Source organism: Achromobacter sp. GQ309, assembly GCF_059759315.1.
Genome location: NZ_JCAXDP010000004.1, coordinates 101,956 through 114,026, shown reverse-complemented (window position 1 = coordinate 114,026; position 12,071 = coordinate 101,956). Strand labels below are relative to the sequence as shown.

Below are 12,071 nucleotides of genomic sequence, written 5' to 3'. Positions count from 1 at the left end.
ATCAGCGCAACAGGCCGACCCAGTGGTCCACCAGCAGCGCGCCAAACAGCAGCGCCAGGTAGAGAATGGAAAAACGGAACATGCTGCGGGCCAGCTCGTCGCTGTAAGCGCGATACAGGCGCCAGGCGTAGGACACGAACATGCCGCCCAGCACCAGGGCGGACAGCAGATAGAGTTCGCCGCTCATGCGGATGGCGTAGGGCAACAGCGTGGTCGCCATCAGCGCCAGGCTGTACAACAGGATGTGCAGGCGGGTGAACTGGTTGCCGTGCGTCACCGGCAGCATGGGCAGGCCGGCCTTGGCGTAATCGTGATTGCGATAGAGCGCCAGCGCCCAGAAGTGCGGCGGGGTCCAGATGAAGATGATGAGGACCAGCACCCAGGCCTCGGCCGGCACCGAGTCCGCAACGGCGGCCCAGCCCAGCGCGGGCGGCATTGCGCCCGACAGGCCGCCGATCACGATGTTCTGCGGCGTGCGCGGCTTGAGGATGATGGTGTAGATGATGGCGTAGCCCACGAACGTGGCGAACGTCAGCCACATGGTCAGCGGGTTGACCATGTTGTAGAGCACGAACATGCCCGCGCCGCCCAACAGGCCCGACAGGCTCAGCACCTGGAATGCCGAAATGGTGCCGCGCGCCGTGGCCCGGCGCGCGGTGCGCAGCATTCGGGCGTCGACTTCCTGTTCGATCAGACAGTTGATGGCGAACGCGGCAGCGGCCAGCAGCCAGATGCCGATCGTGCCGAACAGCACACGGCGCATGTCGGGAATGCCGGGCGCCGCGAGGAACATGCCGATCACGGCGCAAAACACTGCCAGCTGCGTGACGCGCGGCTTGGTGAGAACGAGGTACTGGCGGAGCAATCCGGATTGAGGAGCGGCAAGACTGGTCATAGTGGACCTCATTTTAAACGCGCACCAAATTGGGGTCGTACCGCCCCACCGGCTCGCGGCCGGCCGACGCCAGCCGCACCATCAAAACCACGGCCGCCAGCGTCAGGCCCGCAGCGCCCCCATTGTGCAGCACGGCGATCAGCAGCGGCCACTGGAAGAAGATGGTGGTCAGTCCCGTAAACAGCTGCGCGGCCAGCAGGGCCAGCATCAGCGTGGCCGGGCCGCGCAGGCCGGGCTCGGCGGCGCGCAGCCGCCACGCCAGGATGCCCAGGTAGACGAACACCACGAAGGCAAAGTTGCGGTGCACCCAGTGGATCGCCGTCAGCGCGGGCTGCGAGATCATTTCGCCAGAGGGCAGCTCGCCCAGGCCCCGGATGACGGAATAGCCGCCGTGGAAGTCCATTTCCGGCACCCACACCCCGTGGCAGGTGGGAAAGTCCATGCAGGCGAGCGCCGCATAGTTGGTGCTGACCCAGCCGCCCAAGGTGACCTGCACCAGCAGAAGTCCGAATCCGACCGCCACCCACGGTTTCCAGCGCACGGCCTGCGCGCTCACCGGGAGGTGCGGACGCTCGCGCGAAGACAGCCAGGTCATCAGCGCCAGCACCGACAGGCCAAAGACCAGATGGGCCGTCACGACGGCGGGCATGAGCTTGTGGGTCACGGTCCAGGCGCCGAACGCGCCCTGCACGCACACGGCGACCAGCGTCGTGATGGCCAGCGCGGGCGAACGGCCCAGTTCGCGGCGATAGCGCCACGCCATGTAGACGATGCCGATGATGAGCATGCCCAGGATGGCGCCGACATAGCGGTGGATCATCTCGATCCAGGCCTTGGACAGCGTCACCGGCCCGAAGGGCATGGCCTGCGAGGCTTCGTGGATGTCGCCCATCGCGCCGATCGGCGTGACGCTGCCGTAGCAGCCGGGCCAATCCGGACAGCCCAGGCCGGAATCCGTCAGGCGCACGAAGGCGCCGAACATGATGAGGTCCAGCGTCAGGAACCAGGTAAAGAAGACGAGCTTGCGATAACGCGCTTTGATGCGTTCCATATTCAAATCAAAAACCTACATTCAACCAATGCGCGAGTTATAGACGAGCTTGCTGATGTCCTTGCGCACCCGCACGCCATCCGCCTCGGCGGGATACTGCATCATCAGGTTGCCCAGCGGATCGATCACCCAGATCGGATCCTGCAGGCCGGGCTGGCCGGCGGCCGTGTCGCGCGCTAGGAGGAACCGCGCCAGCTGATCCGGATCCACGCGCACCATCACCGTGCCCTTGTAGGCCTCCAGCACCTTGTCCGGCACCACCGCGTCATCCGTGATGAACCAGACGCGCGCCAGGCGATCCACGTTCTTGCCCTGGCTGGCGTGGCTGTTGCGCGTGATGAACAGCTTGCGCGCGCAGCTTTCGGGGCAGGCCGCGCCGTCGGCGGCCACCAGCAGCCATTTGCCCTTCAGGCTTTCCAGATCGAAGGGCTTGCCGTCCAGCGTGGTCAGACGCAGTTCGGACGCCGCGGGCATGGGCCGTTGGGGCGACAGCAGCGTACCGTAATTGCTGGAATCGGTGGGCCACCACTGCGGGTTCAGGTAGACCACGAACGCCGCCACGATGGGCGCCAGCGAGCACAGGAACACCAGCACCATGGGCGTCAGCGAACGCTTGACTGCAGGCTTGTTGGTTGGAATGTCGCGAGCCACTTTTTATCCTGGATTAGCGTTGGTCATCTGCGCGCACGCATGCGCGCCTGGGCCTGCTGGTCCACGCGCTGGCGTGAGCGGCGGATGGCGCCCCCCAGCACCACCAGCCATGCAATGGCGGCAATTGCGCCAAAAGCGAACCACTGTACCGCGTACGACGTGTTCTGCTGGAAATCGACAGAGGGCTGGGGCCAGTCGCGCACCAGGCCATCATCGGCCTGGCCGCCTTGGCTCAGCACCGTAGGCAAAAAATTCAGTCCGGTCGCGCGGGCATAGGCGTCCAGCGGCAGGTTCTGCACCTGCGGCACCGTGCCGCCCGCCACCGGCAGCGCCGCGGGCAGGGTGGAGGTTTCCGCGCCGCTCAGCGACCACAGCTCGAACATGCGCGGCACGCGGACCGACAGCTCGCCCTGCACGGTCTGCACGCCCTCGGGCGTGGCCGGCAGTTGCGGCTCGCCCTGGCCTTGGATGACGCGCGGCAGCCAGCCCCGCAGCACCAGCACCGCGCGATTCGTGGCCGCGTCCAGCAGCAGCGGCGTGGCCAGCCAGTAGCCCGGCCGGCCTTCATGGTTGCGATTGTCCAGCAGTACACTGAATTGCGGCAGCCACGTGCCGCTTGCTTGCGCCACGCGCCAGGGCGTCATGTCGGCGGGCGGCGTTGACGGCGTCAACGCCAGCGGCGCTTGCTTGCGGCCCGCTTCGATCGAGGCCAGAATGGCGCGTCGCTCATCGCTGCGGCGCAACTGCCATTGCCCCAGCGACACCAGGACCATCACGGCCAGGCCAAGCAGCAATAAGGCGGCTACCGTGTAGCGGGTGGAATGCGGTCGGGACATCTGTCGTTGCTGAATCTGAATAGTCGGGAGACCACAATGCGCGTTTTCGTCGTTCTGGCCTTCATCGGGATACTGGCCAGTCTGGCATCCGCCCTGGTCTACCTGATGCGGGACAAAGGTACCACCAACCGCACGGTCAACGCGCTGACGGTCCGCATCGGCCTGTCGGTCGCCCTGTTCCTGTTCGTGCTGTTCGCCCATCACATGGGCTGGATCGAAAGCACCGGTTTTAGATAGGCTGCACGGGTCCCGGTTCCCCGGGTCCTGCACCGCATTGCCGGCGCGCCCCTCCAAATAGCCTGAAAGCGCGATGGATGCCGGCTTGCCGCCCAGCCATCCCTTCGCGCTTTCCCGTGCTGCAACCGCAGCCGGCGCCGCCGGCCGCGATCAGAACCACGACGTCAGAACCAGTACACGAACAGGTACAGGCCCAGCCACACCACGTCGACAAAGTGCCAGTACCAGGCCGCGCCTTCGAACCCGAAGTGATGGTCCGGCGTGAAATGGCCGCGGATCAGGCGGATCAGGATGACGGTGAGCATCGTGGCGCCCAGGATCACGTGGAACCCGTGAAAGCCGGTCAGCATGTAGAACAGCGACCCGTACGCGCCCGAGTTGAACTTGAGGTTCAGGTCCTGGTAGGCGTGGATGTACTCAAACGCCTGACAGGCCACGAACACAAAGCCCAGGATGACGGTGGCCGCCAGCCAGAACTTCGCCTTGCCGCGGTGGTTTTCACGCAGCGCATGGTGGGCGATGGTCAGCGTGACGCCAGAGCTCAGCAGCAGGGCCGTGTTGATCGTGGGCAGCCAGAAGGGCCCCACGGTCTGGAACGGTTCCACCACGCCAGCCGGACCGAAGTTCGGCCACGCGGCCTGGAAATCCGGCCACAGCATCAGGCGGTGGTCGATGTCGCCCAGCCACGGCGTCGTGATCGTGCGCGTGTACCAGAGCGCGCCAAAGAACGCCGCAAAGAACATGACCTCGGAGAAGATGAACCAGCTCATGCTCCAGCGGTACGAACCGTCGATGCGCTTGCTGTTCAGCCCGGTCTCGGACTCGTGGATGGCATCGCCGAACCAGTAGTACATGACGATGACCACGCCGATGAACCCCACCAGCACGGACCACTTGCCCCAGTCCGCGCCGTTGACCCAGGCCGCGGCTCCCAGGCCCATGAAGAGCAGTGCCACGGCCATGCGCACGGGATGGCCCGAGTCGGCGGGGACAAAGTAGTACGGTGCCTCTTTACCTTGAACCGAGTGGCTTGCACTCATGGCTTTCTCCCTGGTACAGATTTAGATTTAGGTAATTCAAGTCAGGCTGGAAACGGCCCAACGAACAATTAAAACCAGCACAGTCACAAAGATTGCCGCTGCCAGCAGTCCGGCCACGATGACGTGGACCGGATTGAGCTTGGCGCTATCCTCACGGTAGCCCGCGCCCTTGCGCACGCCGAAGAACCCCCACGCCACCGCCTTCATCGTCTGAAGGAAACTCAGCTTGCGCTGAGACGTTTCGCGAAGGTCGTCGCTCATGGCCTCGGCTCCTAGCCGACGGCCTTGCCGGTCAGCAAGGCCGAACCGCGGATCACCGTCCAGGCAAACACGGCAACGACGAAAACCAGAAGAACCAGTCCTGCGATCTTGTTACGGCGGCGCTGCTCGGGTGTCATTGCTGTGCTACCTGGAACATGGATAGGGATTTACTTCACTTCGGGCGGCGTTTCGAAGGTGTGGAACGGCGCGGGCGACGGCACCGTCCATTCCAGTCCTTCGGCGCCTTCCCACGGCTTGGCCGGGGCCGGTTCACCCTTGCCCATGTAGCAGCGCAGGATCGCAACCAGGAAAATCAGCTGCGACAGGCCGAACCAGAACGCGCCGATGGTGGCGAGCTGATGGAACGTCGTGAACTGCGCGGCGTAGTCGGCGTAACGGCGCGGCATGCCGGCCAGACCCAGGAAGTGCATCGGGAAGAAGGTCACGTTGAACGAGATCAGCGTCGACCAGAAGTGCAGCTTGCCCAGCTTTTCGCTGTACATGCGGCCCGTCCACTTGGGCACCCAGTAATAGGCACCGGCAAACAGCGCGAACAGGGAACCGGCCACCAGCACGTAGTGGAAGTGCGCCACCACGTAATAGGTGTCGTGGACCTGGATGTCGATCGGGGCCACGGACAGGATCAGACCGGTAAAGCCGCCCATCGTGAACACGAAGATGAAGCCGATGGAAAACAGCATCGGCGTCTCGAACGTCATGGAACCGCGCCACATCGTCGCGACCCAGTTGAACACCTTCACCCCGGTCGGGATGGAGATGAGCATGGTGGCGTACATGAAGTAGAGCTGACCGGTCACCGGCATGCCCGTCGTGAACATGTGGTGCGCCCACACGATGAACGACAGCACGGCGATGGAGGCGGTGGCGTACACCATCGAGGCGTAGCCGAAGAGCTTCTTGCGGGCGAACGCGGGCACGATGGCCGACACGATGCCGAACGCCGGCAAGATCATGATGTAGACCTCGGGGTGCCCGAAGAACCAGAACACGTGCTGGTACAGGACCGGGTCACCGCCGGCGGCGGCATTGAAGAAGCCCGTGCCGAAGTGGCGGTCGGTCAGCACCATGGTGATGGCCGCGGCCAGCACCGGCATCACAGCCAGCAGCAGGAACGCCGTGATCAGCCAGGTCCAGCAGAACAGCGGCATCTTCATCAGCGTCAGGCCGGGCGCGCGCATGTTCAGGATGGTCACGATGATGTTGATCGCGCCCATGATGGACGAGGCGCCCATGATGTGGATGGCGAAGATGGCCAGGTCCATGCCAGGGCCCATCTGCAGCGACAGCGGCGCGTACAGCGTCCAGCCCGCGGCGGTGGCGCCGCCCGGCACGAAGAACGAGGCGGTCAGCATGATCGCGGCAACCGGCAGCAGCCAGAAGCTGAAGTTGTTCATCCGCGCGAACGCCATGTCGGATGCGCCGATCTGCATCGGAATCATCCAGTTCGCAAAGCCCACGAAGGCCGGCATGATCGCGCCGAACACCATGATCAGGCCGTGCATCGTGGTGAACTGGTTGAACAGCTCGGGGCGGAAGAACTGCAGGCCGGGCTCGAAGAGCTCGGTGCGCAGCAGGAGGGCGAGCGTGCCGCCCTCCAGAAGCATGACGAACGAGAAGATGAGATACATCGTCCCGATGTCTTTGTGGTTCGTTGCAAAAAGCCACCGGCGCCAGCCCGTGGGCACGCCGTGGTGGTGGTCATCGTGACCGTGGCCGTGGCCCGGCGACACGTGGTCTACAGTGACGCTGCTCATGATGGACTCCTTCCTGCTGAGTGCCAGCCCCGTTCAACGGGGCGGCAGGGTATCTCTGACTAAACGGAACCGGTTCTACCGGTGAAGGAACGGCCCACGCGCAATCAGCGCGCGGGCGTGATGTCCTTCGGAAGAACCGTCGGGTCCTGCCCCTTGCCGGCGTTGCTCCAGGCATGGCGCGTATAGCTGATGACCGCTGCGATCTCGACATCGTTGAGCTGCCCGCCGAACGCCGCCATGGCGGTGCCGGGCTTGCCCTTCAGCACGGTGTTGATCTGCTCCCCCTTGGGGCCCAGAACAACCTTGTCTCCGTCGAGCGGCGGGAAGGAACCGGGAATGCCCTTGCCGTTGGCCTGGTGGCAGGCCACGCAATTTGCCGCGAAAACCTTTTCGCCGCGGGCAACCAGTTCAGCTTCCGTCCACTCTTTATTGGGATCGTCGGCGTTTGCCGCCATCTTCTTCTTTTGGTCTTCAACCCACTTATCGTAGTCGGGCTGCGCCAGCACTTCCACGACGATGGGCATGAAGGCGTGGTCCTTGCCGCACAATTCCGCGCACTGGCCGCGATAGATGCCAGGCTTTTCGGCGTTGAACCAGGTGTCGCGCAGAAACCCGGGGATGGCGTCCTGTTTCACGCCGAAGTCCGGAACCATCCACGAGTGGATGACGTCGGCCGCCGTGAGGACGATGCGGATCTTCTTGTTGGCGGGGACGACCAGGTGGTTGTCCACTTCCATCAGATAGAACTCGCCCTTGGGCTCGCGGTTCTCGATCTGGGCGCGCGGCGTGGAAAGCGTGGAGAGGAACTTGATGCCGGCGGCCGAGCCGTCCAGATATTCGTAGCCCCACTTCCATTGATAGCCGGTGACCTTGACGGTCAGGTCCGCGCTGGAAGTGTCTTTCATGGCGACGACCGTCTTGGTGGCCGGCAGCGCCATGGCGATGACGATGATGAAGGGGATGACCGTCCAGGCGACTTCGACGCCCAGGTGTTCGTGGAAGGTCGCCGCCTTGTGGCCGCGGGACTTCCGGTGCGCCCAGATGGAGTAGAACATCACTCCAAAGACGCCGATGAAAATCACAATACAGATCGTGAGCAGCAACCAATGCAGCCACATGATGTCGCGCGAAATCGCGGTGACGCCTTCATGCAGGTTCAGCTGATTGACCTTCGGACCGCCGGGCATGTTTTGCACCTGGGCACCGGCCACGCCGCCAATCAGCATCGCACAAGCCCCCAGTATCCCTCTCCACTTCTTCATGCTTACCTCGAAATACGGCGCGAAGGCCCATTTGCTGGTGGCGGAAGTCACCGGAATACGGGCAACACGCAATTATTAGATGGCAGGGCGATGCAGGGAGATAGAGCGGCCCTGTCGTTCCCTCTCGAAATCACAAAGAAACTGGCGGATTATAGCGGACGCGCAAACAGATGTAATTTAGTGCTCTTGAATTCATGCGGCCCGCCCCCATGTGCGCTCGCCCCTTGACTACGGGCCGTAAACCGGGTGGCTTAAAATCGCCCGCAACCTCATCTCCTTGGCGCCACGATGCAAAAGCAGTTGCCCGATTTGTATGCCGCCCTGTGCGCCCGCGCGCAGGAGCCCGCCCCAGAAGGCGCGCGCGCTTTATATATAGCGGGGCGCCGCTGCGGCTGGGCCACGCACGCAGCCTGCGACGCGCTGCGCGATGCGCCGCAAACGCACGCGGACGACACGGCGCTGCGTATCGGCGAGGGCCTTGCCCCCGGCAATGCGCTGGACGCCGTGCTGGAACAGGCCGCGGAACTGTTGCGCCAAGCCAACTGCCTGCGCGGCTGGCGCGATGAATTGCTGGACGTTCTGGATGGCGACGAGCCGCTGGGCGTCATCGAACGCGCAGCAGTGCGGCCGCTCGGTCTGTTGACCAAGGCCGTGCATCTGAATGCGTGGACGCCCGACGGCAAGCTGTGGGTCGCCCGGCGCTCGCTCAGCAAGTCGACCGATCCCGGTATGTGGGACACGCTGGTCGGTGGACTGGCAGGAAGGGGCGAGGATCTGGAACTGGCGCTGGTGCGCGAATGCGGCGAAGAAGCCGGCCTGGACGAACCCGACCTCGCGCGCCGCACGCCGCTGCGCACGATTTTGCGCATCCACCGCCGGCTGCCCGAGGGCTATCAGGTGGAAGATGTGCTGACCAGCACGTGCATCCTGGCGCCGGACGCGCAGCCCGCCAACCGTGATGGCGAGGTCATGGAAATCGCCACCGTCGACGTCGCGACGGCCTTGCACCATATCGCCGAAGGCGAGTTCACGCTGGAAGCGGCCCTGGTGCTGGTCGAAGACATCATGCGGCGCCAGGCCGCCGGCGATATCAAGATCTGAATCGTTGAATCGGGCCACGCCCACGGGGCGGGCCCAGTCACCCTCAAATGAAACTGCCGGCACGCGCGCGGTGGCGCGCCCGGCAGAGTGCGGCTAGCGGGACGCTGGTTCCGGCGTTCCCAGCACGGGGTCGCCCGGCGCAGCGGCGCCCGACGCAGCGGCGCCCGGGGCGTTCGCGTCCGGGGCATTGGCGTCCGGCGCGCTGGCAACGGGTGCATTGGCAACCGGGGCCTTGACACCAGGGGCACCGGCGCCCGACGCATTGGCGCCCAGCACCTCTCCGCCGTCAGCCGGCTCGCCGCGCAGTTCACGCGCCGCCCGCAGGTCCTCGCCTTCCGGCGGACCGCCTGCGCCGGCCGCTTCCGCCGCTTCGGCCGCCTGCGCGGAGCTAGGCCCCGCCACCGGCGCGGGCGTGGCCGCCGCCGCCGCGGAAGCCTGCGAAAACTGCTTCCAGACTTCAATCGCCCGCAAACGCTGCTTGGCCACGACCTGAATGCGATCGCGCAGGTTTTCGTCGCGGGCCAGCAGCGCATGGAAATCGCGCGAAGACAGCATCAGCAGCTTGCTGTACCCCAGCGATGTCACGTCCGGCGTCAATTGCTCTTCGCCCAAAAGACCCAGTTCGCCAAAGAATTCGCCGCTGCCCAGCTCGATCATGGTGTTGTCGGGCAGATGGACCGCCACCGCGCCCGACGCCACAAAGCACATCTCCTCGCCGTGCCGCCCCTTGGTCAACACCCGCTGGTCGGGCAGGGCAAGGCGCGGCTTGAGCAGCTTGCTGATGGCGCGCAGGGAGTCGGGCGACAGGCCTTCAAAAAGCGGCACGCGCTTGATCAGTTCGGCCGCACTCATTTCGATGTCCAGCGGCGGATGCTTGTCGATGTGCGCCCAGCGGCTTTTCAGTTGCTCGGTCAGGTCGGCATAGACCTCGCCGCTGATCAGGAACTGCTCAAGCATGTCGCGGTAGCGGATGCGTTCAAGCTCGCGCGCCACGCGGCCCAAGTAACTCTCCTGCAGCCATTGGGCGTACGACGGATATTGCAGGTTCAGCGCCTGCATCGCGTTCTCGATCAGGTCCAGGCGGCGCTGATGCAGCGACACGATGCGCTGCGTGGCCTCTTCGCCCAGCAGCGGCGTGATCTGTTCGCGGGCAAAGCCGATCAGGCGCTGCGCGACCGACCGCTTGCTCATCAGGTTGGCAAAGCGCTGGCCGAGCTCGCGCGCCAGCCATCCCTGGAATCCGAATACGTAATGCAGCCGCAGCGCCAGCCGGAAGCCCGTCGAATAGCGGACGTCGGCAGCAATAGCGCGCTCAAAGCCCTCCACGCCGCCCAGCCGGATGGCGTCTTCCAGCCGCTCGGCCCGCGCCAGCAGCGTTTCCGCCATGCGCCAGTCCACGATCTGCGCCTTCAGGATGTCGAAGAACATTTCCTCTTCGCGCTGCGCCACGATCGCCAAGCCCACGGCCACGCGCTGCTCGTCGGTCATCTGGCTGACCCGGCCGTCGTGCACGCTGGCCAGGCTGGCGTCGAACACCGCACGGATGCGGTCGCGCACTTCGTTGCCGATATGTTCGGCCTTGGCCACTTCCTCGGTCTTGCCCTGCAGGTCTTCCAGCGCCACGGCCAGCACCTGGTTGCGGATGGTGCGCTCGACGGGCGACAGCTGGTTCAGCCCCAGCATCCGGATCAGCGGCCGCAGGCTGATGCCGTTGACGAACAAGGTCATCAGCACAAAGCCCGTGGTCGCCACGGCAATGAACTGGCGCGCCTCTTCAGGCACGCCGGTCTGTTCGGTCACCGCCAGCGCCAGCGCCAGCGACACGGCGCCGCGCAGGCCGCCCCACAGCATCACCACCTTGTACGGATTGCTGACCTTGGTGCCCAGCCGCGTCAGACCCAAGAGCGGCAGCAGCCCGAACACCACAATCGCCCGCGCCACCAGCGTCACCACGAACACCACGCCCACCAGCACCAGCTCCTGCCAATCGGCCGCGGCCATCAGCTTGGGGATCAGCATGGCCGCAAACAGGAAGATGAGGGAGTTGGCCCAGAAGCCAAACTGCTCCCACGCGCTGGACAGATGCTCGAAGGTGGTCGGCGACATGCGCGTGCGGCCGGTGGAACCCACCACCAGGCCCGCGATCACCGTGGCCACCACGCCCGAGACGTTCAGGTAATGCTCGGAGATGAAGAAGGACAGGTAGGCCAGCGTCAGGGTCAGCGTGATCTCGGCGGTAGGAAAGCCGCGCAGCCAGGCAAACAGGAAGCAGGCCAGACGCCCCATCGCAAAGCCGGCCACGCCGCCGCCGATGAAGTGCACGATGAAGTCGTTGAAGATGCCGCTGACGGACAATTCGCCCTTGCCGCTCAGCACCGCCAGCAGCACGGAATACAGCGCGATGGACGCCGCATCGTTGAACAGGCTCTCGCCCTCGACCAGCGTGGTCAGTCGCTTGGGCGCGCCCACTTCGCGAAAGATGCCAACCACCGCCACCGGGTCGGTCGTGGCCACGATGGCGCCGAGCAACAGGCACACCACCAATCCATAGGGCGAGATGGCGTCCAGCGTCACGCCGACCACAACCGTGCAGACAACCACCGCCACGATGGCCATCATCAGGATCGGACCGATGTCGTCCATCAGACGCCGCACGTTCATCGACAGCGCCGTCTCAAAGAGCAGCACCGGCAGGAACACCATCAGGAAGGTCTCTGACGAGATCTCGAAGCGCTCCAGCGAATCGAGAAAGTCGCCGATCCAGGCCGGCGCCCAGCCGTGCACGTGAATCACGATCCCGAGCAGACAGCCAACGATGGCGAGCAGCACCGAATAGGGCAGCTTGACCCGGCCGGCCAGGGGCGGCATGAAGCAGACCAGCGTGAGCAGGCCCGCAAGACCAAATACAAGAAAACCAACATCCATGGGTAGCGCCGCGTCCCGATCGTAGTGCGTGTGGAAA

At 64.7% G+C, this 12,071-nt stretch carries 12 protein-coding genes; 2 read left to right on the top strand and 10 right to left on the bottom strand.

The window, feature by feature from the left end; all coding sequences use genetic code 11:
* Window position 1: 1 nt before the first annotated feature.
* The 4 genes from cyoE to AC6CIE_RS13895 all read right to left on the bottom strand — a co-directional run bounded on the left by cyoE (window position 2) and on the right by AC6CIE_RS13895 (window position 3,433).
* Entirely contained in the window at window positions 2-895 is an 894-nt protein-coding gene (gene cyoE, locus AC6CIE_RS13910; RefSeq protein ID WP_175123882.1) for a heme o synthase, read from the bottom strand.
* 13 nt (window positions 896-908) lie between these two features.
* On the bottom strand, window positions 909-1,946 hold the full coding sequence (locus AC6CIE_RS13905; RefSeq protein ID WP_175137074.1) for a COX15/CtaA family protein: 1,038 nt from the start codon (window positions 1,944-1,946) through the stop codon (window positions 909-911).
* A gap of 21 nt (window positions 1,947-1,967) precedes the next feature.
* Window positions 1,968-2,543: an SCO family protein gene (locus tag AC6CIE_RS13900; RefSeq protein ID WP_175123983.1), complete on the bottom strand. Its 576-nt coding sequence runs from the start codon at window positions 2,541-2,543 to the stop codon at window positions 1,968-1,970.
* A 77-nt stretch (window positions 2,544-2,620) separates the two neighbouring features.
* On the bottom strand, window positions 2,621-3,433 hold the full coding sequence (locus AC6CIE_RS13895) for an SURF1 family protein (RefSeq protein WP_175123884.1): 813 nt from the start codon (window positions 3,431-3,433) through the stop codon (window positions 2,621-2,623).
* A gap of 36 nt (window positions 3,434-3,469) precedes the next feature.
* On the opposite strand from AC6CIE_RS13895, the gene AC6CIE_RS13890 reads away from it, so the two are divergent.
* Window positions 3,470-3,670 (top strand): twin transmembrane helix small protein, encoded by a 201-nt coding sequence (locus AC6CIE_RS13890; protein WP_105236947.1) that lies wholly within the window; start codon window positions 3,470-3,472, stop codon window positions 3,668-3,670.
* Between the two features lie 164 nt (window positions 3,671-3,834).
* Here the strand turns inward: AC6CIE_RS13890 and AC6CIE_RS13885 are convergent, their stop codons facing one another.
* The 5 genes from AC6CIE_RS13885 to coxB form a co-directional block, all read right to left on the bottom strand.
* Window positions 3,835-4,710, bottom strand: coding sequence for a cytochrome c oxidase subunit 3 (locus AC6CIE_RS13885; protein ID WP_175123885.1), 876 nt, complete (start codon window positions 4,708-4,710; stop codon window positions 3,835-3,837).
* Window positions 4,711-4,746: 36 nt separating this feature from the next.
* Window positions 4,747-4,971 carry a DUF2970 domain-containing protein gene (locus AC6CIE_RS13880; RefSeq protein WP_056565538.1) on the bottom strand — a complete coding sequence of 75 codons (225 nt, stop codon included), beginning with the start codon at window positions 4,969-4,971 and terminating at the stop codon, window positions 4,747-4,749.
* Window positions 4,972-4,982: 11 nt separating this feature from the next.
* Window positions 4,983-5,108, bottom strand: coding sequence for a cytochrome oxidase small assembly protein (locus AC6CIE_RS13875; protein WP_217467855.1), 126 nt, complete (start codon window positions 5,106-5,108; stop codon window positions 4,983-4,985).
* A 30-nt stretch (window positions 5,109-5,138) separates the two neighbouring features.
* Window positions 5,139-6,746: a cytochrome c oxidase subunit I gene (ctaD, locus tag AC6CIE_RS13870; RefSeq protein WP_175123886.1), complete on the bottom strand. Its 1,608-nt coding sequence runs from the start codon at window positions 6,744-6,746 to the stop codon at window positions 5,139-5,141.
* 104 nt (window positions 6,747-6,850) lie between these two features.
* Window positions 6,851-8,008 carry a cytochrome c oxidase subunit II gene (gene coxB / locus AC6CIE_RS13865; RefSeq protein WP_175137072.1) on the bottom strand — a complete coding sequence of 386 codons (1,158 nt, stop codon included), beginning with the start codon at window positions 8,006-8,008 and terminating at the stop codon, window positions 6,851-6,853.
* A 288-nt stretch (window positions 8,009-8,296) separates the two neighbouring features.
* On the opposite strand from coxB, the gene AC6CIE_RS13860 reads away from it, so the two are divergent.
* A complete protein-coding gene (locus AC6CIE_RS13860) occupies window positions 8,297-9,109 on the top strand; it encodes an NUDIX hydrolase (RefSeq protein WP_286896958.1) in 813 nt (270 codons plus the stop codon).
* Window positions 9,110-9,202: 93 nt separating this feature from the next.
* Here the strand turns inward: AC6CIE_RS13860 and AC6CIE_RS13855 are convergent, their stop codons facing one another.
* The gene (locus tag AC6CIE_RS13855; RefSeq protein ID WP_498092480.1) at window positions 9,203-12,034 is read right to left on the bottom strand and encodes a cation:proton antiporter; all 2,832 of its coding nucleotides are present in this window, start codon (window positions 12,032-12,034) and stop codon (window positions 9,203-9,205) included.
* Window positions 12,035-12,071 lie beyond the last annotated feature (37 nt).

What these genes read in the sequence shown, in the direction of transcription:
- coxB (WP_175137072.1), bottom strand. Translation starts at nt 8,008, where the DNA reads ATGAAGAAGTGGAGAGGGATACTGGGGGCTTGTGCGATGCTGATTGGC.
- AC6CIE_RS13905 (WP_175137074.1), bottom strand. Translation starts at nt 1,946, where the DNA reads ATGGAACGCATCAAAGCGCGTTATCGCAAGCTCGTCTTCTTTACCTGG.
- cyoE (WP_175123882.1), bottom strand. Translation starts at nt 895, where the DNA reads ATGACCAGTCTTGCCGCTCCTCAATCCGGATTGCTCCGCCAGTACCTC.
- AC6CIE_RS13860 (WP_286896958.1), top strand. Translation starts at nt 8,297, where the DNA reads ATGCAAAAGCAGTTGCCCGATTTGTATGCCGCCCTGTGCGCCCGCGCG.
- ctaD (WP_175123886.1), bottom strand. Translation starts at nt 6,746, where the DNA reads ATGAGCAGCGTCACTGTAGACCACGTGTCGCCGGGCCACGGCCACGGT.
- AC6CIE_RS13900 (WP_175123983.1), bottom strand. Translation starts at nt 2,543, where the DNA reads ATGGTGCTGGTGTTCCTGTGCTCGCTGGCGCCCATCGTGGCGGCGTTC.
- AC6CIE_RS13880 (WP_056565538.1), bottom strand. Translation starts at nt 4,971, where the DNA reads ATGAGCGACGACCTTCGCGAAACGTCTCAGCGCAAGCTGAGTTTCCTT.
- AC6CIE_RS13875 (WP_217467855.1), bottom strand. Translation starts at nt 5,108, where the DNA reads ATGACACCCGAGCAGCGCCGCCGTAACAAGATCGCAGGACTGGTTCTT.
- AC6CIE_RS13895 (WP_175123884.1), bottom strand. Translation starts at nt 3,433, where the DNA reads ATGTCCCGACCGCATTCCACCCGCTACACGGTAGCCGCCTTATTGCTG.
- AC6CIE_RS13855 (WP_498092480.1), bottom strand. Translation starts at nt 12,034, where the DNA reads ATGGATGTTGGTTTTCTTGTATTTGGTCTTGCGGGCCTGCTCACGCTG.
- AC6CIE_RS13890 (WP_105236947.1), top strand. Translation starts at nt 3,470, where the DNA reads ATGCGCGTTTTCGTCGTTCTGGCCTTCATCGGGATACTGGCCAGTCTG.
- AC6CIE_RS13885 (WP_175123885.1), bottom strand. Translation starts at nt 4,710, where the DNA reads ATGAGTGCAAGCCACTCGGTTCAAGGTAAAGAGGCACCGTACTACTTT.